The sequence below is a fragment of the Hujiaoplasma nucleasis genome (assembly GCF_013745115.1).
In the GTDB taxonomy this organism is placed as follows: domain Bacteria; phylum Bacillota_I; class Bacilli_A; order Izemoplasmatales; family Hujiaoplasmataceae; genus Hujiaoplasma; species Hujiaoplasma nucleasis.
This window is the reverse complement of record NZ_CP051151.1, coordinates 907,115-931,671: the sequence shown is the minus strand read 5'-3', so window position 1 is coordinate 931,671 and position 24,557 is coordinate 907,115. Positions and strand designations below refer to the sequence as shown.

The 24,557-nt window shown below is 30.6% G+C and carries 14 protein-coding genes and 1 riboswitch; of the genes, 10 read left to right on the top strand and 4 right to left on the bottom strand.

Annotation, left to right across the window (positions count from 1 at the left end; translation table 11 throughout):
• The first annotated feature begins 2 nt into the window (after positions 1 to 2).
• The gene (locus HF295_RS04205; protein WP_312030933.1) at positions 3 to 506 is read left to right on the top strand and encodes a Gx transporter family protein; all 504 of its coding nucleotides are present in this window, start codon (positions 3 to 5) and stop codon (positions 504 to 506) included.
• 36 nt (positions 507 to 542) lie between these two features.
• On the opposite strand, the gene HF295_RS04200 is transcribed toward HF295_RS04205, so the two are convergent.
• Positions 543 to 1,727, bottom strand: a complete 1,185-nt coding sequence (locus tag HF295_RS04200) for an FAD:protein FMN transferase (protein WP_312030932.1) — start codon at positions 1,725 to 1,727, stop codon at positions 543 to 545.
• 100 nt (positions 1,728 to 1,827) lie between these two features.
• Between HF295_RS04200 and HF295_RS04195 the strand changes: the two genes are divergently transcribed.
• Together HF295_RS04195 and HF295_RS04190 are read left to right on the top strand one after the other, a co-directional pair.
• Positions 1,828 to 2,301: a NusG domain II-containing protein gene (locus tag HF295_RS04195; protein ID WP_312030931.1), complete on the top strand. Its 474-nt coding sequence runs from the start codon at positions 1,828 to 1,830 to the stop codon at positions 2,299 to 2,301.
• A gap of 4 nt (positions 2,302 to 2,305) precedes the next feature.
• Positions 2,306 to 2,536: a DUF1146 family protein gene (locus HF295_RS04190; protein ID WP_312030930.1), complete on the top strand. Its 231-nt coding sequence runs from the start codon at positions 2,306 to 2,308 to the stop codon at positions 2,534 to 2,536.
• Here HF295_RS04190 and HF295_RS04185 read toward each other — a convergent pair.
• The gene (locus HF295_RS04185; protein ID WP_312030929.1) at positions 2,520 to 3,137 is read right to left on the bottom strand and encodes a YigZ family protein; all 618 of its coding nucleotides are present in this window, start codon (positions 3,135 to 3,137) and stop codon (positions 2,520 to 2,522) included. The two genes, HF295_RS04190 and HF295_RS04185, sit on opposite strands and share 17 nt — an antisense overlap.
• A gap of 109 nt (positions 3,138 to 3,246) precedes the next feature.
• On the opposite strand from HF295_RS04185, the gene HF295_RS04180 reads away from it, so the two are divergent.
• From HF295_RS04180 to HF295_RS04170, 3 genes are read left to right on the top strand one after another with little or no spacing between them, the layout of a single operon-like run.
• Positions 3,247 to 4,416, top strand: coding sequence for a CCA tRNA nucleotidyltransferase (locus HF295_RS04180; protein ID WP_312030928.1), 1,170 nt, complete (start codon positions 3,247 to 3,249; stop codon positions 4,414 to 4,416).
• Positions 4,406 to 6,415, top strand: a complete 2,010-nt coding sequence (pulA, locus tag HF295_RS04175) for a type I pullulanase (RefSeq protein WP_312030927.1) — start codon at positions 4,406 to 4,408, stop codon at positions 6,413 to 6,415. The genes HF295_RS04180 and pulA overlap by 11 nt, the downstream gene beginning before the upstream one ends.
• The gene (locus HF295_RS04170) at positions 6,412 to 7,338 is read left to right on the top strand and encodes an HD domain-containing protein (RefSeq protein WP_312030926.1); all 927 of its coding nucleotides are present in this window, start codon (positions 6,412 to 6,414) and stop codon (positions 7,336 to 7,338) included. The genes pulA and HF295_RS04170 overlap by 4 nt, the downstream gene beginning before the upstream one ends.
• A 45-nt stretch (positions 7,339 to 7,383) precedes the next feature.
• On the opposite strand, the gene HF295_RS04165 is transcribed toward HF295_RS04170, so the two are convergent.
• Positions 7,384 to 10,662: an immunoglobulin-like domain-containing protein gene (locus HF295_RS04165; protein WP_312030925.1), complete on the bottom strand. Its 3,279-nt coding sequence runs from the start codon at positions 10,660 to 10,662 to the stop codon at positions 7,384 to 7,386.
• Between the two features lie 197 nt (positions 10,663 to 10,859).
• Positions 10,860 to 10,940, top strand: a riboswitch (cyclic di-GMP riboswitch).
• Between the two features lie 82 nt (positions 10,941 to 11,022).
• Between HF295_RS04165 and HF295_RS04160 the strand changes: the two genes are divergently transcribed.
• From HF295_RS04160 to HF295_RS04145, 4 genes are read left to right on the top strand one after another with little or no spacing between them, the layout of a single operon-like run.
• On the top strand, positions 11,023 to 11,703 hold the full coding sequence (locus HF295_RS04160; protein ID WP_312030924.1) for a hypothetical protein: 681 nt from the start codon (positions 11,023 to 11,025) through the stop codon (positions 11,701 to 11,703).
• The gene (locus HF295_RS04155; protein WP_312030923.1) at positions 11,703 to 19,646 is read left to right on the top strand and encodes a lamin tail domain-containing protein; all 7,944 of its coding nucleotides are present in this window, start codon (positions 11,703 to 11,705) and stop codon (positions 19,644 to 19,646) included. The genes HF295_RS04160 and HF295_RS04155 overlap by 1 nt, the downstream gene beginning before the upstream one ends.
• Positions 19,639 to 22,179, top strand: coding sequence for a putative bifunctional diguanylate cyclase/phosphodiesterase (locus tag HF295_RS04150; RefSeq protein WP_312030922.1), 2,541 nt, complete (start codon positions 19,639 to 19,641; stop codon positions 22,177 to 22,179). Before HF295_RS04155 ends, HF295_RS04150 begins: the two co-directional genes overlap by 8 nt.
• A 9-nt stretch (positions 22,180 to 22,188) precedes the next feature.
• Complete coding sequence (locus HF295_RS04145; RefSeq protein ID WP_312030921.1) at positions 22,189 to 23,697, top strand: bifunctional diguanylate cyclase/phosphodiesterase; 1,509 nt, start codon at positions 22,189 to 22,191, stop codon at positions 23,695 to 23,697.
• Between the two features lie 44 nt (positions 23,698 to 23,741).
• On the opposite strand, the gene HF295_RS04140 is transcribed toward HF295_RS04145, so the two are convergent.
• A complete protein-coding gene (locus HF295_RS04140) occupies positions 23,742 to 24,335 on the bottom strand; it encodes a TetR/AcrR family transcriptional regulator (RefSeq protein WP_312030920.1) in 594 nt (197 codons plus the stop codon).
• Between the last annotated feature and the right edge of the window lie 222 nt (positions 24,336 to 24,557).

The following is a 24,557-nucleotide window of genomic DNA, read 5'->3' as shown; positions in this document are numbered from 1 at the left end:
TAGTGAAAACAAGAAAATTAGTTTTTTTAGCAATTATGATTGCATTGGCTGTAGTGTTGAGTATCGTTGAATCGATGATATCTGTAATTTTTATTCCAGGTGTTAAACTTGGCTTAGCCAATGTCATTACATTGATTATTTTATTAACTTTTTCGGAAAAAGATGCATTTATTGTGGTTTTAGCTCGATTATTAATAGTGGCATTGACTTACAGTGGATTGTTTTCTAATTCATTTTGGATTTCTTTAACGGGTGGTATATTTGCGATTGTATCCATGATTATCATTAAGAAATTTAGTTTTTCTATCTATGGTATATCAGTCCTAGGATCGACCATGCATATGGTTGGTCAGGTTTTAGCTGCAATGACTTTGGCTGATCCCGCATTGGCGGTTATACTACCATATTTAGTTATGTTATCGGTACCTACTGGTTTATTGACTGCATTTCTTGCAAACAAAATAATTGGTAGTTTAACAGATCAGTTTACATATTTTTCTAAATAAAAAATACCTTTGAAATGATCAAAGGTATTATTTTTTTTATAAGTAAACAAAATAATCCATGAAATTTTCTGATACTCTAATATCATCTTCACTGAAGTACCAAATTGCTTCAAGCCCTTCAACACTATTGACATAATCTAAAGCATAGTCAAAGTCCATTAAGAAAATTGCAGTTGATAAAATATCAGATTGTCCTGTATTGGTCGTAATAATGGTTAAAGCTAAAGCTTGACCCCCGGGTTGGTTAGTTCTTGGGTCGATGATGTGATGGTAGATGGTTTCATCATCCAAATCATTAATGTTTTTAAAGTATCTTTGATAAGATCCAGAACTTACTACTGAAAAAGAGTCTTCAATGATAGCTGCACCATAATAAGATGTTGATAAGGATTCAAAATCTGGTCTTGTAACTCCAATAGCGTAAGTATCAGCACTTGGATTAGAAATGTTCTTACCAGCAACCAATACATTTGAGGCACCAAGATTTAGAATATAATTAGCATCATAGTTTGCTAAAGCATCTTGGATAATCATCGAAACATAACCTTTAGCAAAACCACCCAAATCTAAGCCCATATTATCTTTTAAAAATTCGATGCTTTGGTCATCTCTATTTAAAAGAATATCATCTGGATTTGTATTGTAGTCTGCTTCTAAGTCTTCTTGACTAGGCAATGGACACAAATCATAAAATAAACCTGTTTGACAATCTTCACTATATCGGGCATCATGCCATAATTCTAAGACGGGTTCATAAGCAATGTTGAATAATAGTTCTTCACTATTAGGGTCAATATCTTGATTGTCTAAAGCATATTCAATAGCATCATATAATTTTTGATCGATAACAATTGGTCCTTGGCTGTTGTTGATGGTATAAATATTATTCATGTCAGGGAAGGCTTCATAGGGATCAAATAATTTATCATATTCTAAAATGATTGATTCAACCATATCGTATAGATTTTCGATTTGATAGTCTTCTTGACCATTGATATAGAATGTGGTAGAAATAACCGTATCAAAAGCAAAGAATTCTTTGGTACATTTATAAACCCCATTGACTCTTGTGGTATCACAATAACTCGGAATAAATATTTCTTCAGTTGAGTTAAGGTCAGTGGTTTGCTGTGTATCACTTGTGATATTTCCGTTTAAATCACAAGCCATTAAGATTATTGATAATGTTAAAATCATCATCATTGTCAGTATTTTTTTCATTTGAGCTCCTTATTATTTCTTTAATTATTGAATAAAATATTATATAATATGTTGGTAAGTAGGTGATAGTATTAAAAAGCGAGATATTGTGCTCATTGTTGTGATTTTAGTCATCGCAATTTTAAGCACAGGTGTTCTAGGCATTATAGATAAAGTAAACTCGACAGGAGAGACTTTTGCTCAAGTGACTTATGCCGGAGAACCCATTATAAAAATAAATTTAAACAATCCAGAACAATATCAAGTCTATAACACTGTTTATAAAGATGATGTTGTTACGTCACGTGCAAAAGATGGAATATTTTATGTGCCAGGCGAGGTCACAACTGATATGACCGAACTTTATCGAACCGATGATTTTGCAAGAGAAAATCAAGTGGTTGGCATTAAATTACAAGTGAAAGATGGTAAAATTTCTGTCTTATATCAAGAAAGTCCTAGAGATCTATGTCAATTAGAACCACCTACGGATTCAAGTTTAAAACCAATTGTTTGTTTGCCTAATAAAGTTGTTATTAGAATCATCACATCAGAAACTATAGATGATATCTATTTAGATGATGTATTGGAGTGATTATATGTTAGCCTTAATTGAAGATAGTCCTTTTTTAATCGCAAGAATTTTATTATTTTTTGTGGCGACTTATTTTATATACATAGCCTTACAATCCATAGAACTAAGTAAAATCTTTAAGAAGAATTCAGCGGATAACATCAGATTTTTATTTATGGTCATATCCATGATTCTTGGACACTTATTCGTGGATGCTATCATTTCATTATTCGAAAATCTTAATCGTTTACTTTAGCGTATACTATTTTTTCTTCGATGACCTTAACCTTATCTTCATAGTCAGTTAAATTAGATAAGTGTTTTCTAACTTGGTCAACATTATGATTATAGACTTTAAAGTGAATATTAACTTTATCACTATAATCAATATGATCAATATGAGCATGATCTCTTAGATAACGTTCTATATCATTTAAAGATTCATAAGGAATCGTTAAAGAACAAGAATATTGAGTCACTTTTTTAATAAAAGTGGCTTTTTTTATAGCTTCAGCAATACTATGAGAATAAGCTCTAATTAATCCACCAGCCCCAAGTTTAATACCACCAAAATAGCGAATAACTATGGCCAAACAATCGTTTAAGTCATTCTTATTTAAAACTTCTAAAACAGGATAACCAGCAGTTCTTTGAGGTTCGCCATCATCGGAAGCTTTTTGAATTGTTTGGTCAATGATGTAGGCATAAACATAGTGATTGGCTCCAGGATAATCTTTTTTTACTTTAATTAAGATGTCTTCAACTTCTTGAACTGATCTTACATGAAAAATAAGACCTATAAATCGAGACTTTTTTTCAGTAAATTCATAGAGCGTTTGACCCAAAATAGATTGCATATCATCACCCAAAGTATTATAACATATGTTCTTTTGTTTATAAACTATTTTTATGTTTGATGATTGTTGGTTTTGCCTAATTTATGATATAATGGATTGGGTGATTTTTATGAAAGATTTGGTTAAATCTGGCAAAAAAATATTGAAAAAACTCAATGAGCATGCTTATGAGGCTTTTTTTGTTGGTGGCTATGTTAGAGACCAAATTTTAGGTATAGAATCTGATGATATCGATATTACAACGAATGCTTTACCTGAACAAATAGAAGCCTTGTTTGAAAAAACCATACCCACTGGTAAGAAATTTGGAACCATCACAGTCTTGCTTGATGGTTTTAGTTTTGAAGTCACCACTTACCGTGTTGACCAAGAATATAAAAACCATCGTCAACCTTCACAAGTTTTCTTTTCAAAAGATTTAAGAGAAGACTTAATACGCAGAGACTTTACCATTAATGCAATGGCAATGGATATAGATGGAGTTTTGATAGATTTGTTTGGTGGACAAGAAGACATTAAAGAAAAACGTATTAAGGCTATTCAAGATCCTTATCAACGATTTAAAGAAGATGCTTTAAGAATATTAAGGGCTATTCGATTCGCTGGTAAACTTAATTTTAATATTGAAGAAGATACCATGAAAGCTATGAGGGATGATGTCTATTTACTAAAGAAACTTGCAAGAGAACGCATTAGCAAAGAATTTAAGTTGATATTAAGTCAAGAATATGTTGGAAAGTCATATCTCTTAATGAATGATATACAACTGTTTAAAGTCTTTGATGATCTAGGTCAAGCCATTGTAAAACTTAATAATAAAACAGAAAATTATTCTTTAGAAGAATTTTTTGCCTTAGCAATTTATCCTACCGGGGTGTTAAATGACCGACAATGGCGATTATCTAAAAAAGAAAAATCAAATATAGAATCCATCGTCTATCTTATGGAACTCTTATATAAACATAGGATAAATCCTATGGTAGCCTATCATTATCAAGAAAATCATATCTTATCTGCGGATAAACTGTTAAGCCATTTTTATGATTATCAAAGTCAAAAAGATAAAATTATTAATTTATATAAACACTTACTGATTTCAAATTACCAGGATTTAGATATTACAGGTCAAGCCATTTCTAATCTTGTGAATGATAAGTCAAATACAGGACGGATTATAGAAAAGCTAATTGAAGAGGTTTTATTAGCAAAAATTGAAAATAAAAAAGAAGTATTACTTAATCGCGCCAAGAAATTAGCGGAGGAAATCAATGAACTATAAAAAATTAAGCGCATATTTGGATGATTCAGATATTATTACAGTTATTGTTGATCAAAAATACTATCATGATGAAAATCAACTCTCAATATATCATGAAAAAGAAATGATTGACTTTGAAAAACATACTGAGAATTTATATGATGGATATTATAAGCTTACATTAAGAGTAGACAAAACCATCAATTTAAGAGAAAATTGGAGACTGACTTTAGACGAATCATTAGAAACCGAGATTATGAGTGGTAAAGTGGTTAGAACTAAATCATTTCTTAGTGAAAACCATTATCAAAAAAATGATTTGGGTATTACTTATCATTTTGATTATTCAATTTTTAAGTTGTGGGCACCTATCGCAAAAAAAGTTCATATATATATGGAATCACCACAAGGTCAAAATTATACACATGAACTTTCTTATGAAGAATTTGGAGTTTGGTCTTTAAAACTAGATGGAAATTATGAAGGTTATGCCTATATTTACCACGTGTATGTTAATGGTTCTTGGAAAAAAGTGAAAGATCCTTATGCTCTTGCTTCAAAAGCCAATGGTGAACTTGCCTATGTCGTTGATTTAGATCAAACATACGCTATGTCGCATTCTTATCGAAATAATAAAGACAACCTTATTTACGAACTTAGTGTTAGGGATTTTACAGCTGATCATAATATAAAATTTAAGTATCCCAAACAATATTTGGGGATGATTGAAGAAGGTCTAATGTCTAAAGAAAATCATCCTATCGCTTTTGACTATCTTAAAGGCTTAGGTATTAGTCATATTCAACTGATGCCAGTTTATGATTTTACAGGTATTGATGAATTAAAAGCCAACGAATCTTATAACTGGGGTTATAACCCTAACCAATATTTTGTTCCAGAAGGCTCTTATGCAAGTCAGCCTAATCATCCATATTCTAGAATCAATGAATTAAAACAAGTTATAGACACTTATCATAAAGAAAATATAGGGGTCATTATGGATGTGGTCTATAATCATGTAGATGAATATGCTGATTTTCCCTATGAAATTCTTGTGCCTGGCTATTCTTTTAGATTAGATGATAAGGATATGATGACCAATTATTCTGGCTGTGGAAATGATTTAGATGCATCAAAACCAATGATAAGAAAACTCATTATTGATTCATTAAAACATTGGTTAAGTTTTTATCAAATGGATGGATTTAGGTTTGATTTAATGGGATTGATTGATGTAAATACCATGAATGAAGCGAGTCAAGTATTAAAAGAATTAAGACCTGATTGCTTAATCTATGGTGAAGGATGGCGTATTGATCAAAATAATCAATTGGCACATATGTTTAATAAAAAAGTAAGTAAGGACATAGGCTTCTTTAATGATCAATTTAGAGATACATTAAAGGGTTCCACCTTTAATGTATTAGATAAGGGTTTTGCCTTAGGCAATATGTCATATAAAAAGGTAGTCGATGCCTTTTTGAAAGCCAAAAGTTTATTAGATGTAAATCAATCAATTAATTATATAGAATGTCATGATAATCATACTTTTTTTGATAAAGCTATGACTATTTATAATGATGCTGAACTGGTTAGAAAATATCAGTTAATAGGCTCATTATTGACCATCTTAGCACCAGGAACACCTTTTATACATTTGGGACAAGAGTTTTATAGAAGTAAGTCTATGGTTGAAAATTCTTATAATTCTGGCGATGGAGTCAACCATATAGAATGGAAATCAGTAGATGAATACTATGAAGATATTCAAATCTTTAGAAAAATCATAGCTTTAAGGAAGCTAATGACTTCTAGAATACCTAAAAATATCGAATGGTTTGACTCTGCATTAAAAATAACTTATGATAAATATGATGTTTATATACAATTAAAAGCAGGAACTATGGTGGTTGATCATACTTATCCTGTATATTTATCTTCATTTAAGCTACAAGAAATGAATCAAAAGTATTTAATTGATGGTATAGGTATTCTGATTTTAGAAAGGAAAGAATTATGATAGAAGTCGGACAAACATACGATTTTTTTGGCAAAGTTAATCTCATTGATGATTCAACTTATGAATCTTATCCAGTCAATGTGACAACTGAAAATAATGAGACTGTGATTGTTAGAGTAAAACAATCAAAAAAAGTAGAACTCAATAAAATTTATTTTTTTAACACAAAGGCAATTGAGTTTAAAGATAAAATTCACTTAGAAGCTTCTAATTTTACTCCTATTGAAGATACAGATATAGAAGATGAGAACAGAGAAAAATTAATGAAGTTTTTCTATGAATATGCTCCAATCAATATTGTTGATATAAAAAAAGATATTGAAGTGGCTATAGGTCAAATTAAGAACAAAGTCATTAAGGATATTTCTGATAAAATTTATCAACGCTTTCAAAAAGATTTTTATCTTTATCCAGCAGCCAGTAAGTTTCATCACGCCTATATATCAGGGTTAGCTTACCATACACATTCAATGTTAAGGTTGTCTGAAGGTTTTATGGCAGTTTATCCTTTTTTGAATAGAGATTTAATGGTATCTGGCATTATTCTACATGATATATGCAAGATATTTGAATTTACTTCATATGAAAACAGTGAATATACCATTAAAGGTAAGTTGATTGGCCATATATCTATGGGTGTTAACTTAATTCATGAAGTAGCTAAGGATTTAGGTTATGAAGAAAGCGAAGAAGTGATGTTACTAGAACATATTTTAATATCACATCATTATTATGGTAATTTTGGTTCTCCTAAAAAGCCAAATATAGCAGAAGCTTTAATGATTCACTTCATAGATAACATAGATTCAAAAGCTTGTGTATTAGGCGAAGAGCTAGATCTAGTTAATAAAGGGGAATTAACTAAATCTATGCCAGTCTTAGATAGAGAAAGATATTACAAACATCACTTAACCAATGAATAAGAGGACGAAATTTTCGTCCTCTATTTTTTTATATTAATTTTTTATTTATTCTTCAAGTGTTTCAATCGTGTTGTAGTAATAAATATCAAGTAGTAAGCCCATGTTTGTATCAAATTCTGCTTGTGTAATTGCATTTGATACTTGACCTTCTTGGATTTCTAATATGTAAGCATAATTTACCATGTAAGTACCAAAGATAGATTCTAAGGTTTCTTCAGCATAGAAATTTAAGTTTTCTAACATATCATTTGGAATCACTGGTAAGGCTATACCATAAATATCTTCAACATCAACATTATCTAAATCATAGAAAGTTTCATAAAGTTTGTAAGTATAATATGTTTCAATTTGTGATAAAGATGGTTTATCTAAGTCATTTAATAAAGGATCAGAAACGCCTTCAGTAGCTTTTAAAGAAATACCATCAAAGTCATCGCCTTTTTCAACTCTAATTAAGTGTAAACCAAAACTTGTTTCAACAAATTCATTTGATAATAAATGACCTTCTTCAGCATTTAATGGATTTTGATATTCATTATATAAATCTATTAAAGCGGCTGTAAACTCTTCTGCAAATGAATTTTTAACTTGTTTGTAAGTTAATGATTCTTCAGTTTGTGATTGGCCTTGTCCTGATGTAGGATTTAATGATTCATATTTTAATATGATACCAACTTGTTTGAACTCACCCCAAGTTTCGTCGTCTCTACTTGCGTTTTCGTAAGCTTTAACGATATCTTCTAATGAATCTTCAGATTCTTTAATAGCAGTTTCTAATGATTTAGTAAGGGCATCAAATTCACTTTGTTCACTTGCGGATAAATTATCATAGTATTCAAAGTAATCATCTGTTTTAGTATCTTCATCAAAATCAAAGAATACAAGAATGTGTTCTGTATCTAATGAGAAGAAGTTTTCATAATTTGTTTCAACGATTGAATATATTTTATCAGTTATGTTTTCAGTTTCCAATACATCTTTAACATAAGATAATCTTAATTCACCAAGGATTAAATTTTGTAATAATTGTTCGTCATTGTAAATATGGTATCTTGTGTATAAATATGATTGATAAGTATCTAAATTGAAATTATAACCATAGACCATTTTATAGTAATTATAAATATCAGGGTTTTGAACAAAATATGAATACTCTTGTTTAATCATAGATGAACGGTATTCTAAGACTTCCATTAAGTCTGAATTATTTTTATCTATGTCTTTTTGAGAACCAAATAATGCTTGGAAATATTCTGAATTTAAACCTTCTTTAAATTGAGCTGCATAGAAAATCATTAATGATGGGTTTCTATTTAAACCTCTTTGATAGAATTGTTCAGCTGACAATTTGATTGTTTGTCCATCAACATCAATACTAGCTATTGTATTATCTTTACCGTCTTTAAATTCATAAGCTGAATCATAATTTTGAATGTAGTCTAATGATAAATAGTAGTCAAATACTTGGAAGTTAGCAGCTTTTCTTGCTTGGTTCATATAGTCATCTATAACAGAAGAAGTATTAACTTTTTCTTCTAAGACAAGGTCTTTAATATCGTTATATAATGTATCATCACCAATCATTTCAGTTAAGGTGATTTCTGGTAAATCATTTTCAACTAAATCTTGAATTTCAGTGTTTGCACTTCCACTAGCTTTAACACCTACACGAACAGTACCAGTTTGTGTAATGCCTAAAACTTTAATGGTATAAGTTAAAGTTACTAAAGAATCTTCTTCAGGAATGGTTACTGCACCATTATTAGCAATAACAGAAGTTTTTGAAGATCTCCAAGTGATTGTTGAATCATAAGGACCTTCAGCTGGAAATTCTAAATCAGTAATAGTTTCTTTAGGTAGTTCAATAGATTGTTTAATCACATTAATGATGTGATCTTTCATGTCATATTTTGTGCCTTCAGATAATTTAAATACCATGTATGAATAATCACCAATTGTTTTTGGTTCTGCTGAGTATACTTTGTCATTTAGTTGGCTAATATCTGAGAACATGTAAGTAGCTAATGTAGAATTAAGTTCTTTAATATCTTGGAAGTTATATTGTAAATATTCATTATCTAGAGCAATTAAGTCTTCAATGCTAGCCAATTCATCTAGTTCAGTACGGAAATTTCCATAAATGTAATTGTACATTTGAATATAATATGATAAAACTTCATCTTCTGTTAATGGACTAGTATTGTTAGATGTAAATGTTTTAACATCTTCAATCGCTGTGAATTCCTTATTGAATCTTAAATCAATAGAATCAGTCACATCATTATCGTTAATATCATAGATAATATCATTTTCAACAGTATAAGTTAAAACATCATCTAAGGTATAAACTTCAATTATTTCATTATTTAGAATAACTTTAAAATAAGTTGTGTTTTCTTCTTTATGGTTTACAGCATCTTCTTCGTTAGTAAAGATGAAATCATGTTCAATAACTATATTTTCTTCATCATCTAGTAGATTTCCATTATCATCTAAAGTAAATTCATCATCATCTTGATTGGTGTAAATTTCATTATCAAAATCATAGGCTAAGTTACCATAAGAATCAAGAATATCACCAGAAGAATGGAAGTAGTAAGTATCGATAGTGATTTGAGCTTCAATGATATCACCGTTTAAGTCCTTTAAAGACTCATCTTTGAAAGAAAAACCATTATAAGTGGTTAATAATCCATCAAGTTCAGCTAAATTAAAATGATATAAGATATTCATAGCATCATCTTTATTTAAGAATCTTAAGCGAATAGCATCAATATCTTCAAAATAATCATTTAAGTAATATTCAGCAATTTCACTTTCAGTGATTTCATCATTGTCAATAAGATAATCTCTTACAAAGTTTTCTCTAGCAATTAATATTTTAGCAAAATCTTCTGGATGGCCTTCATAGCCTGATAAAATAATTAATTGTCTATAGTTTTCTTCTAGACCTTCTTTAACATCATCAGAATAACCATCAATCACTTCTTGGTCATTGGTTTGATATTTCAAGTATTCAAGCCTTTCATCGATATCATCTTGACTAATTTGATCTAAATAAGAAGCTAATAAAGATTCATCTAAAATCGATAAGATTTGATTCATCCCATTGTTTCTTTTCATTTCATCAAATAATTCTTGTTTGGTGATGGTATATAAGACATCACCATTATCATCAAGTTTTGAATAAACGATTTCATCTCCGTTTTCAACCCTTGGGATATTTGTGTTATTTAGTGTAAATGCTAATACAACTGAGCCCACTGTTATCACTAAAATAATAGAAAAAATAACAATGACTCTCTTCGTTAATATGCTTTTCATAGTTTCTCACTCCTTAATAAATTCCGCAATATATATCATATCATTATTTACGATTAAAAACAATAAAAAGATTGTTTAAATTTAAGCGTGTTTTGATAGATTTCCTGCATATTTTATCACGATATTAACTAATAAATCTAGAAAATTGCATAAAAGAAGATAATTATTGACAAAATACCATCTTTTCTATATAATAAACTTGTAAATAGCAAAACTAACGAAAGTTAGTGACGCAAAGCTATAGGGCCTTCCTATATGGATGGTAGCCAGTTGCCGTTGTCTTAAAGACGAGGGCATTTTTATTTTTTAGGAGATAAAAGTGCTTATCAAAAAGATGATGGCTTTTTTTATAGGTGGAATATGAAGCATTATAAAAAATTATTTTTACCCTTAATTTTTTTCATATTGTTGATAGTAAGCACCCTTTTCATTGGTGTTTCTTTGTCATGGTTCACCAGCCAAGAAGAATATAATTATACTGGTCAAATGGGTTTTGTTGATGTGGATTTAGAAGCTTTCTTTGTTGATGAATTTGGTCAACCTACTGAAGCTATTGAAGTTGAGATTACGCCTGGTGTTTTCAAAAAAGGAGTTTATAGGATTAATATCACATCAAATACCCAAGAATATTTCATTGAAGACTTAAGAGTAAATATTATTGTTAAATCTAATATTGATACATATTTTAGGGTTGAAATATATGAACAATTAACTTTTATATATACCAATTCTAATGATGAAGTTATCGAAATGGCTGTACCTTACGAAGAGGGTGTTGATTTAAATTACAATACTGTCAACTGGTATGACAATAGGATATTCGATAATTATATTTATTATACTGAAAAAGTCACCAGAATAAGCCAAAGTGAAAACTTGGTTATTCCATTAATAGATTCATATTTTCAAGATCAAAACTTTGACACTAGATCTCCTGGTTATTCTCTTCAAATGGCCTTTTCAGTTGAAGCTGTTCAAGCTGAAGGCGGCCCTGAAAACAATTGGGATTTAGTATCACCACCATGGGGAGGTGCTTGGTAATGAATAAGATTATTAAGAAAATTTCATTATTTATTTTGGTTCTTATATTCACTTTCATGACCTCAGCTTATGTTATCAAAATCGAACCAAAGGTATTAGCCAATAAACCTAGTCAAGTTCAACAAAACATGGACTTTGATGGTGAATATGATTGGGAAGTAGATCCTGATACTAAAATAGATTCAACAGATTATATTAAATATAGTGATTTAAGAACTGATTATATTGTGCCTATTCAAAATTCATCCAAAAGCATTAGTGAATTAGAAACAGCTGTACAAGGAAAACTCATTCGTTTTGATACAGCTGAAGATTTGTATAATTTTTCTAGGGATGTTTCATTTATTGAACAATTTACAACCTATAATCCAATCAGCGAAATGTATGAGTTAAATGCATCTATTGATGAGTCCTTAGTGCAAACACTTTTATCTTTGAATTATGTCTTAGGGAGAGATATCGATTACTCTGTTATGGAATCTAGATCATTTGATCCAATTGCCTATGATTTCACCTTCCAAGGGACAAGTTATTCTAATCATTTTACAGGAACTTTCAATGGGCAGGGATTTGAAATTTCTAACCTATATTTATCTGGTTATGACAGAATTGTTTTAACAGATACTATAGGTGAGCCAATTGATGTGCCTATTTCATCTTATTATGCAATGTTTAACTATGTGAGTGGAGGAGAAATAAGGAATTTTGGGTTAATTGATCCAAATTTAGAAATTCTTCAGTTAAATGATGATTTAACAAAACTTGCAAATATAGTTGGAGAAAATAACGGTACGATTGATCATGTTTATGTTGTTGATGAAAGAGAGTCAGTAACAGAAGCAGGGATTAGATATCGTGTAGGTAATACACCAATTATTTTTCAAGCAGCGGGCATTGTTCATACAAATAACGCTAATCTATCCAATGTTTATTATGCTTCAAAAGTTGTTGTAAATGGTAACTATATTAATAAATTTACTTTAGAACCTATTGTCTATACTAATAATTCTCCAGCAACAACCACAAAAATAGTTTATGACCAAAGCAGATATTTACTTAGTGTGACTGTGGGGTCTTCGGTATTCACTATTAATTCACCTACCCATGGCGTCGGTGAATCAACATCTTTAATAAAATCAGATCAATCTTCATTAAATACAGGTGATTGGTATTTTTATCCATTGGATGGATATCCCATCCTCCAAGGTATGGATTTTCTATCTGGATACTATCAAATTGAAGATGCTAAAGACTTAGCCTTCTTTCCTGAATTAATAGAGTTTATTTCAGAAGATTATAGAGATGCTTCATTTAGACTTATTAATGATATTGATATGTCTATATTGGCAGCTGGAATATATCAAACGCCTTCAATTACTTTTAATGGTCAATTGATAGGGACCAACGATCAAGCTTTAGACCAAAGCGACCATTATTACATCTATAATTTACACCAAAGAGATTATTTAGCCATTAACTCTAAAGTATATGCTGGTTTGTTTAGTGTCTTGGGTAATGGTTCTTTAGTTAAAGACTTAAACATTACTCAATCTAGTATTGTTTTATCCAATACCAACCAATATTATTCATATGGGCTTTTTGTGGGTAGTATTGCCGGTGAAATGATTGCGGGCAGCATTGAAGATATTTATGTGGATGTAGATATTGATTTAGGTGACCAAGCTTTAGGTTCTATAAGGTTAGGCGGTATAGTTGGTCAAGCTTCTGGAGTCATTGAAAGAGTATCTAATCATGGAAATATTTATGTCAATAATCATCAATATCAAGCATCAACCTTACCTGTTGATGCAAGGCACTATATTGGTGGTATTGTTGGGAGAACTTCAAGTGGAAAACTTTCACTTAATGAAGTCGTTAATAGAGGGAATATAGATTCATTCCAAACTGATGCAAGTATTTCTTTAACAAGTGGATCTTCCTTAAGCATTCACACAGGTGGTGTCATAGGTTTTATAAATAATACTAGCGTTGTTAAACATGAAGTTGTTGACGTTACAAATTCAGGACAAATTACAATTTATCCTATTTCTCAGCCTACAAGTGGTACAGGACAACAATATGTAGGTGGTGTCATTGGTCTAGGTCAAGGAAATGCACCAATATTGGAATTAAATGATCAAGTTATGTTCGCTGGTTTTGTTAATAGCGGATCTATTCATTATGACTTTGACTCAGGAGCCATTCAGGTTTATGCTGCTGGTGTTATGAATACAAATTACACTCAAGTTTATGAATTGGCTTTAATGAAGAATAGTGGAACATTAAATTATATAATTACTGGTGCAAGTGAATCAGACTTCAATTATGCTTCTCTTGTAAATGATTTAGGTAGTGTAGATTTTACTTTAACGAGAATTTATAACGAAGCAAATTATACATATAGCAGTTCAATTTACAGTGAAACTTATGGTATGGTTTCTTCTTTAAATAATAACGATATAATTATTAGGTATTCAGCAAATTATGGGGATATTTCATTTATGAATGTGACCTTAAATAAGAACCTTGAAATCTTCGCGATTACTGGTGAAAATAATGTAGACTATTACAATGTTCATAATTATGGTCAAATATCAGTTGTAGATATTAACACAGGTGTATATAGCTTATATATTGCTGGTTTTTCACCACAACTAACCAGTGAAAAAGTTTTAGAAAACTCAATCAATTTTGGTGATATCACTTTTGCGGATATCAGTGGAAGTGGATTGATTTTTGTTGGTGGATTTGTAAACACCAATTTTTCTGGAGATCTAGAAGACTTTACTTTAGATGCTGCTCAACCAAAAGCGACCAAAGGAATTATTAATTCTATGAACTATGGTAATATTTCAACCACTTACTATGTTGATGATGTTGTTAGTAATTATGGTATTAATGGCACCAATAATACATTTGTTGGTGGCTTGGTAACGTTAAATAAGAAATCTATTCAAGATTCAGCTAATTTAGGTGATATAGCTATTGTCAATACAAGTTCATCTGGCGTTTCTCAATTTTATCAAAGAAGTTCTAGTGGTCAACCCTACTATGATCCTAGTCAGTATTATGGAGGATTGATTGGTAATTATTCAGCTGGAGTCGTTGCTGGTGGCGTTGCTGCTATGGTTATTGATAATAATTCTAGAATATATGATTCAAGTAACAGTGGTGATGTTTCGGTTAAAACTCATCGTTTTTCTAGAGTTGGAGGTATTTTAGGTGTAAGTCTTTATCAAGAATCTATTGCAGGTGGGTTAAATAGCACACATGGTTTAAATACAAGTGATGGAACTGTGGAATTATCAATATTATCAAATGGTTTAAATCTTGGTGATATCACTGCTATAACTCATGTAATTGAAAAGTATCCAACATCAGCAATTACTAGGACTACTACATTGATAGTAGGAACACAAGATCCTAATAATATAAATGTTAGTCCATCAAATAATCCTTATAGGTTGATTCCTTATAATTATTCAGACACTAATGGTTCTGGGGTGAGGTTACCAGTTTATGCCTCTGCCGGTGGAGTTATTGGCTACGGTTTATCTTTTATGAGAAACATGCTGAATCATGGTACTATATCATCTACAGATGTTGCCGGTGGAGTTGTTGGAGCTACCTTTGTTCTAGGCGGAAGTAATGGTTTTCCAACAACATTAACTTATATATCTACAGCGGTAAATTACGGAGAAATTCGGGCTCTTTATAGTGACACAGTGAATGTAGGATTAAGTTCTGGGTCTTTACCAACGATATTAAATAGTCAGCTTATAGCTGATAATTTTCCATATATGAGTACTAACGATCAAAATTCATTCTTATATCCTTCAGGTTATTCACCTGAAGGGCCAATGTCTAAGCGTGGTTATGGAGGAGTTTTTGGACGTTTACAAAGAGGAAATAGGGGGATTATGACTCCAAATGGAACCTTCTCTAATGGACAACAAGGTAAGTTTGATTTTATTGTTAACGCAAATCCAAATATAGATTTGATTGGTAGGTTAGACCAAGTAGGCTTAGATTCAAGTGGAAATGACTTCTCTAATACAGTGACCGCTTATAGGTTCAATAACGCAATATATTATTCTGCAAAATTAAATGATACTACACAAACGGTTTTTACAGGTTTTTTATATGAAGGTGGGACTGTCACTGATGTAGAGTTTATTAGAACATATTCAACTGGTAGTTGGATTTGGCGGACATATTATCATGAGTATAATATAACTGTCACTATAAATTCGAAATTATTACAACAAGGAATTGAATCAAGTTATGATTCTGAATTAGATGAATCATATTCTAATACATTTATAGAAACAATCAATACTGGTAGCAGTAGTACAGACCCAGGATCAAATTACAACATAGGAGATTTTGCTCCAGGAGATGTATATATTAATTCAAAACCTATTCCTTGGATTACTGAAGAACCTAATGATCCTAATATTACTGATAGTGATTCTCAATATATGTATGATGAGAATTTTCCTATGAGAACAAATTCTAGTTTAACAGAATATATTTATTATGCAGAAGAAGATTTGTTAGCAGATAGGTTCCAAACTGGAGGAGAAAATCCAAGACCTAATGGAATGTATGTTTTATCAACAAGTGCAGGGCAAACTTATGGTGCGGTCTTACCTAGAAACATCGATAGAAATGAAACAGAAATTTTAGATGAAGGATTACAACCACCCTTAGATTTTTATGGGGATATAGATGATTATCGACTTTCTTTACAATCGATTATAGTTGATGATCAATTAGGTCTCACTGCTGTTGATTTATATAACGATCTAAGACAAACAACCTATTCTGATCAAGCAAACTTAATTGATGACGATATTAATCAAGAATTTATTATTGAAGAATCAACATTAAGTCAAAGTATATTAATAGCTAATGAAGTCAATAATTATCTTGGTAGTGGTGTTAATTTAGGAATAGATTATGTTAATAATATTATTACACTTGCTGTCAGTATGGAGTCATTTGACCCTAACCAAGATGTTGTTAGTTATGATATAACAAAAGCTTTAAGTTCTGCAAATGCTCTTATTGGTGTTAGAATTGAAGATTATTTTATGTTAGACGATTTAATTATAAGTGAATATATAGAAGGATCTAATAGTAATTTAAACAACGCCATTGAAATCTATAATGGTACCGGACAAGCAGTAGATTTATCTAACTATTCATTAAGGATATATAGAAGTGGTGCTACGACAATAGGTACTAGTATAGCATTAAGCGGAACACTACAAGATGGCGATACTTTTGTAATAGTCAATGATCAAGCAACTCAAGAGATGAGAAATCTTGCGGATTTAGTCATTGCTATGAGATACAATGGTGATGATGCTATTGCCTTAGCAAAAGGTTCAACAAACATAGATGTGTTTGGTGTCATTGGCCAAGATCCTGGTGCTGAGTGGACTTGGACTGGTGGAGGAAGTTCAATGAATAGAACTTTAGTAAGAGACTTTACTACTTTGGGACCAACTAGTTCTTGGGATTCAAGTCAATGGGTTGTTTATCCTGCTGATACAATTGATTATCTAGGTAATCATAAGGATTATTTAGAAGAAAATTATTATAAACATATGAGTGATTTGCTATACGAGGAAAGATACAATGATATTGTAACAGACCCAAGCTTAAAAGCTCTTTTGACTATGGACTTGCCAGATACCCAACCGACCTTATTAACTTTAGGATATTTTAGCGTTTATTCTGAAGCTTTTTATATGGATTCTTTAGATGAAACTTATGAATTTTCTAATTCAAATTATTATAATGATTATCGAATTGATATTTATTTCTTGCCGGATTTAAGTCAAGCATCAAATACTACAGGCATAACTTCTGTTAGTTTTAATGGGGATTCTAATCTTAATATAACATCAGCCAATAATGTAGATTTAAGAACTAATGGCACTGTTGATTACAATGGTTCTCTAAGCTTAAATTATGTAGATAATAATGACATATTGATACCAGGTTATGATTTTAAAGATCTATTTACTTTATATTATAATGACGATACTTTGGTACCATCAACTTATTATAGTGTAAGCACCATTCCTACATCATTATCTGGGACTTATTCTATTACCTTTACATTCTCTGAATTAATTAGATCGGGAGATTATTATTTCGAGTTTTCATATTTTCCAGTTTCAACCAAATATAGAATTGATTTTGATAAAGGGGCAGCGCCTAATAATCAATTGATAGATTTTACTTACAATACTGAATATGATTCTGTACCTCAAGTTATAGGTATTGATTTTGATTCATTCATTGATATTAATGAAATTTTAGGTGATTTTACCATTAGTTCGCAAGCTGGACCTGCGACTTATTTATCATCTACTTATGATATTGGTTTTATGAATAATTTAATCATTTCTCCTTTTGCTTCAGTCACAAATGCTGAAAAAACAGGTGAAAGATTTGAATCTGGTTATAAAGTACATGAGTTAACCTATACCATAACTTCAGAAAGTGGAAGTCCTCAGGTATATACCCATGAAATTTATGAAAGACAAACTGAAATTGAATCTGTTGAAAAGAATAACAATGTGGTTTCTTTAGAAGATGTTTTCGCGACTAGAGAAGATGATAACACCACATTTACAATTGATTTAGGATTAAATCAAGCCATAGATGATGATGGAATTTACTTTTATGGAGATCCTGATCAAGTTTTTGATATACAAATCGTCGATGATTTAGGTAGTTTAAAGACTTACGAGGGTATTTCATGGTATTATGATGAGTACCTACATATAGACGTATCTATAGAAACATTGCCTGGAGATTATTACATTCAAATTAGGTATTATAGGAATTTAACTGATTTTATTGAATTTAAGACAAGTCTAGGAAGCAATTTAAAAATCACAAAACTTCAAGGGACAGATGCATATTTAGATGATATTCGTTTTTCTGAATTTGCCAATGAAACCAATTACCCTGAACTTGCTGTATATGATAGTCCTGGTTATGGTGATGGTGGTCTTTTAAATACTCAATATGATCCACAAGCTTACTTTAATGGTTTTGATTATGATGGATCTAGAATTGCTTTAGAAAGATATTTTAGAATTGATGGTCAAGTTTCTAATGTTCCTTTAGATGATTATCAACCTATCTTTGATGGTTTTATTCCAGTTGGAGCCATCGTTGAAAGAAGAGATTGGAATGGAAGTGCTTGGGTATGGGTGAGTGATTTATCTGCAGACTTTACTAAGGATCCTGTAACCGGTATTGAACCTGGCCCTGAAGATGATAAAGTCACCATACGTTATCGGGTTGTACCTGAAGATGGTAATGTTAATAATATTGTTTATTATGATATTTCTGTAACTGATGTTGTCTTTAATGTGACTTTTATATTTGATATCTATTATTGTAGTGAAGGATTAGAAGGTTCTTGTGTTCTTGCTAAAGACAGTGTGGATTTTAACCAACAATTGGTGATTATTAATGTGCAAAATATAATAACTGATGGTAATCAAACTTTTGCTAGTGATGACCCTGCCAATTATCCTGCTTTTTCACAAGTCTCTGGATTGGTCAATAAAACCATTCAATTTTTCTACACAGATAGTGATGATTATACCTATAGATTTGCTAGAAATAGATCATACTTTTATAATTTTGCTATAGAGTTGCCAAAAGATGAGTACTTAAATGACCTTTATGACTACTCAATTGAATTTGAGATTGGTTTAGATACTTATGATTTAAACGATGCTAGCGATTATGTTCCTGGATTACAAGGAAAGTATTATTATATACAAGATTCAGTTAACTTAAGAACAAGACGTTTTAATGTTTATATATATCCGATTGAAAATCCTTCAACGGATAAACCTTTTGGTTTGTTTGATTTCTTTAGAACATGGGGTCAAAACAATGAATAATAAATCACAAAAAAGATATTCTTTGACTAGGAGAATTGTGGGTCTTACTATTTTTATAGACGCACTTTTTCTCATTATAGTCGTCTTTATTGGAATGTTTTTGTTTTCTGTGATTGCCAATGATTTAAAAGAAAGATATGTTGAAACTGAAACCGACTTTGTTCTTAATTCGAGTCAACATATGTTGCAAGGTATCCAACAGGATGCAAATGCTATGGCATTATCAACAGATATGATTAATTATATTGAGTATATTAATGCAGGTAATGATCCTGTAATTCCTGAAACAGACCCTAATTATTCTTTATATGAAAAAGTTATGTTAATTATGAACAATACACTAAATCACCATAATGATTCAGCTTACGCTTCTATTTTTATAGCTGTAGAAGATAGTTGCTTGGGTCAGACTACAGGCTGTTTGATTACCAGTGATGGCCAAGTCTTAGGTGCTGATGAGGGATGGATTTTAGCTGATAGGGAATGGTATAGCCAAATGGAGAACCAAAGTCATATCCTGACCAATCCTTATAGTCAAGACTTAAGTAATACCACACGAATTTCTTATGTTCAAAGGATTTTTGATTTACAAGGACAAACGATTGCTTATATAGGTGTCGCATTGGACATGGTATATTTTGAGGATTATTTCAATACTTTAGTTGAAGCAAGTGATAATGATATTCTTGTTTTATCTTACAGAGATAATCAAGCTGATTTTGTTTATTTCACAGATGATTCTTACCAAGATTATTTACTTAAAGACCTTGAAGATTTTTCTAGGATTGACCAAGAAAATGGTTTTGATGATCAAGGCATCGCAAAGATTATTAATGGAAGAACAGATCAACTTTTATCTTTAGATGCTTTTGATAATAATTACATTATTACATACAATCAAATAGAAGATTTTAACTGGGAAGTGATTGTTTTAGTCCATGATTCTCAAGTTTTACCATTTGAGATTTTGTTAATTATTGCCTTATCGGTTGTTTCGCTTTTAATTGTGATTATGGGTATATTAATAAATGTGCGTGTAAAAAAAGCCCTACAACCTTTACATGATATCATTCACTCAATTGATGAAATAAAAAATGGAAATTATCAAGTCCAAGCAAAGGTTTATGAAAATAATGAAATTAGAGAAATCGCTGACGCGATTAACCTTATGTCAGAGGAAATTGATAGACAAGTAAAACTGATTTATGATAATTTCGCATATGATCCACTCACGGGTTTAAAAAATAAATCTGCAGTGACAAAAGAAATCAATCAAACCTTACTTAAGGGCGATAAAAAAACAGCAGTTTGTTTATTGCAAGTAGATAACTTAAAAGATATCATTATTATTAAAGGCCAAATGATGGGTGATTCTTTAATCAAAGCCATCGCAGAAGAAATTCAATTGATTATTTCCGATGATGAATATTTATATTCTAATGGTGGTAATGAGTTAATTTATATTATTCCTAATTTCAAAAATTTAGCTGAGGTTCGAGATAAAGTTAGTCGAATCGTCACACGATTTAAACAACCAATTGTCGTGAACTATATTAAGTCTGAAATTAAAATATTTGCAGGTATAGCAACTTATCCTACTGATGATTATCATTTAGATGAGTTAATTAAGAAATGTGATATATCCATATTTAAAGATAAAAACACAGATAAAAAACAAGTGATTTTCTATAATGATAAAATTTCACAAGAAATTTCATACCAAGCTGAAGTATCAGAACAATTGGCACAAGCTTTAGAGAAAAAAGAGATTTTCTTAAAATATCAACCATTAATCGATAAACAATCTGAAATCTATGGTTTTGAAGCACTTGCTAGGTGGGCTTCACCTGTCTTAGGAAATATTTCTCCAGAAGTATTTATTGCCAATGCTGAAGAAAACTATTTAATTATTCCTATTGGTACATGGATATTAAGGGAAGCTTGTAAGATGCAAGTGGCTTTAAGAAAAAGATTTGAAAAAGAATTTGTTATATCTGTAAATGTTTCATTAATACAGATACTTCAAAATGATTATGTAGATATAGTTAAATCTATTGTTAAAGAAACAGATATTAACCCGAATTATTTGACCTTAGAACTTACTGAAAGTATTTTTATTAAATCAACCATTGCCTTAGATGATAAAATTGAAGAATTACATCAAATGGGCATTAGGTTCTCGCTCGATGACTTTGGTACGGGTTATGCATCATTGACTTATTTAAGAAATATAGCCTTCGATAACCTTAAAATTGACAAATCATTTATCGATGGTATATTAGATACCAAGAAGGAAAATAGAATTGTTGGGACCATCGTTAACTTGGTACATAACTTGGATATGAAGGTTATAGCTGAGGGTGTTGAACATAAGAGTCAATATGAGTATTTAAAACAAATTTCAACAGATATTTTCCAAGGATATTTAATGAGTAAACCTTTAACAGTTGAAGAAACTGTTGAATATATTGAACAATTTTACAAGGTGGCTAGAAACAAACGTGTTGATGTCTTAGCCAGCAAGAATGAATAGAGGTGGATGATGAACATCTTATATACTTTAGAACAAACGGTTGGACAAGCTAAACCATATGAAATTGTGGTGGCTATTTTAATCGTGGTTATATCAACTGCAGCTTTATTTTTCTTATATAGAAATGTTATTAACCATTTACGTATGGAAAGAAAAGAAAGGCAAGCCATCAACAAAGAAACCAAGGCCATTAAAGAAAAGAAGGAATTTAAATTATTTTCTAAAAATAAAATTGTGACTTCATCAAATTTAAAGGATAGAATTAATGAAGATATCAAACAAACCAAAGAAGGGGACTTAAGAATCCTATATAGTATTGATATTGATGATTTTAGACAATTGGTTGAAAAATATGACCAAAAAACCATTGATAAGATTACCAGCGAAATGGATAAGCGATTAAATAAGTTCTCTGATCAAAAGAATATTTCTGGACACTTAGAAAAAGATAAATTTCTTTATTATTACATGGGACAAGTCAACAATGAAGTCATTGCTCAATTGGGTGACCAACTATTATCGGTTGTTAATGAACCTTTAAAAGTTGATGATATCTCTGTGACAGCGTCCATAGGTGTTGTGGTTTTCCCTTATGATGGGATTGACGCAGATGGTTTGTTAAAAAACGCAGATCTAGCAGTTTATGTTGCTAAAAAAGAAGGTAAGGCGAGATATCACTTATATTCACAAGACTTAATTGAAAAAGAAAGATTTAATATTTCTTATTATGAAGAAATTAAAAATGCCATTGATAATGAAGAATTTTTACTATATTATCAACCTATCGTAGATGTTAAAACAGGAAAGATTATAGGTTTAGAATCCTTACTTAGATGGCAACATCCTGAAATGGGAATTTTACCTCCTGGTAAGTTCTTAAATGTCATGGATTTAACCGGAGATATTACTTGGTTTGGTCTGTGGGGCTTTGAGAGAGTGGTTAAGAAATACAGTGATTGGTTAAAAGAGTTTAGGATTAGGCAATTATTTATTTCTATTAATTTAAGTCCTAAGCAATTATATATTGATGATTTGGCTAGAAAGTTTTATGATTTAACCAGTAAATATGGTATGAAACCAGATAATTTTGCATTTGAAGTTCTTGATTATTTTTCAATTAACAAAAATCACGTAGCCATGACTAATTTACATGAATTTAGAAAATATGGTTTTAGGGTAGCTATTGATGATAATGGAGATAATTTTGAATTGGCTGATCATATGCAAGATGTTGCGGCAAATATCTATAAGATTCCAAGAAATGACTTATTAATGGTTATGGATAATGATCCCTTATCAGAAGATATATACAGGGTAGTTAAAGCAGCTAAAGACAATCATAAGATTGTTATTGCTGAAGGTGTAGAGAATACTGAGATGATTAAAAAGATGTCTGAATGGGGTGTTAGGTTCATGCAAGGCTTTTATTTCTCACAACCTGTAGATGTGGATACTGCTAAAGAGATGGTTAGGAAAAGTCCATGGAATATGGATACATTCGATGAATATACAAAATAGTAAAAAAGAGCGATAAATCGCTCTTTTCTTTTGTTAATATTTTCTTATTTAAATAAACCTTTGTCTAATAATTTCATGGATTCTTCAACAACAAAATCAACATCTTTTTCATTTGCTTTGTTTTTAAAGAGAATTTGTAAACCAACAAAATTAGCAATACCCATAAGTATATAAGATACTGTTTCTAAATCGATGTCTTCTCTAACATCACCGTATTTTTGTAGATTTTGAACATATGATTTTGAGAAAGTTGAATAATAGTCAATGAATAATTTTTGATCAACAAATAATGATTCCCAAATGAGTTTATAGGCTAGTGGTTCTTTTATCACATACATAATGAAGGCTTTTAGACCGGCTCTCTCGATGTCTTTTCTTGATGTTAAATCTTTAGTGGCGATTCTAGCAGCTTGTCTAATTTTTTCTTGGTATTCATCTAAAAGGTAATGATAAAGAGCTAATTTAGAATTGAAATATATGTAGTAAGTGCCTACAGCCACATTGGCTTTGGCAATAATATCATTGATTGAAGTCGAATGATATCCAGACTTAGCAAAAAGCTGTTTACCAGCTTTGATTATTTTATTAAATGATTTTTCACCGACTTTAGTTTTTGCGCGTCTAAAAGTTTCTTTCATATTATCACCGGTTTTATTGTAAAGCATAAGTCTTTAAATTACAAGTCTATCCTTTACATCTTATATAAATTGACAATTTGAATGATAAAGAATTATGATTTATTTTTTATTGTTGGCAAAATGAGTGAAAGCGCTTGACTTTTTAGGGTAAATTTGATTATAATGATTATGAAATATGAACAATTATTCATATTCACATTATTAAAATTTTATAGGAGGTTT

Bases quoted from the DNA above. Each gene is read 5' to 3' on its own strand.
- HF295_RS04200 (WP_312030932.1), bottom strand. From the start codon at position 1,727: ATGAAAAAAATACTGACAATGATGATGATTTTAACATTATCAATAATC.
- HF295_RS04190 (WP_312030930.1), top strand. From the start codon at position 2,306: ATGTTAGCCTTAATTGAAGATAGTCCTTTTTTAATCGCAAGAATTTTA.
- HF295_RS04185 (WP_312030929.1), bottom strand. From the start codon at position 3,137: ATGCAATCTATTTTGGGTCAAACGCTCTATGAATTTACTGAAAAAAAG.
- HF295_RS04180 (WP_312030928.1), top strand. From the start codon at position 3,247: ATGAAAGATTTGGTTAAATCTGGCAAAAAAATATTGAAAAAACTCAAT.
- pulA (WP_312030927.1), top strand. From the start codon at position 4,406: ATGAACTATAAAAAATTAAGCGCATATTTGGATGATTCAGATATTATT.
- HF295_RS04170 (WP_312030926.1), top strand. From the start codon at position 6,412: ATGATAGAAGTCGGACAAACATACGATTTTTTTGGCAAAGTTAATCTC.
- HF295_RS04165 (WP_312030925.1), bottom strand. From the start codon at position 10,662: ATGAAAAGCATATTAACGAAGAGAGTCATTGTTATTTTTTCTATTATT.
- HF295_RS04160 (WP_312030924.1), top strand. From the start codon at position 11,023: ATGAAGCATTATAAAAAATTATTTTTACCCTTAATTTTTTTCATATTG.
- HF295_RS04155 (WP_312030923.1), top strand. From the start codon at position 11,703: ATGAATAAGATTATTAAGAAAATTTCATTATTTATTTTGGTTCTTATA.
- HF295_RS04150 (WP_312030922.1), top strand. From the start codon at position 19,639: ATGAATAATAAATCACAAAAAAGATATTCTTTGACTAGGAGAATTGTG.
- HF295_RS04145 (WP_312030921.1), top strand. From the start codon at position 22,189: ATGAACATCTTATATACTTTAGAACAAACGGTTGGACAAGCTAAACCA.
- HF295_RS04140 (WP_312030920.1), bottom strand. From the start codon at position 24,335: ATGAAAGAAACTTTTAGACGCGCAAAAACTAAAGTCGGTGAAAAATCA.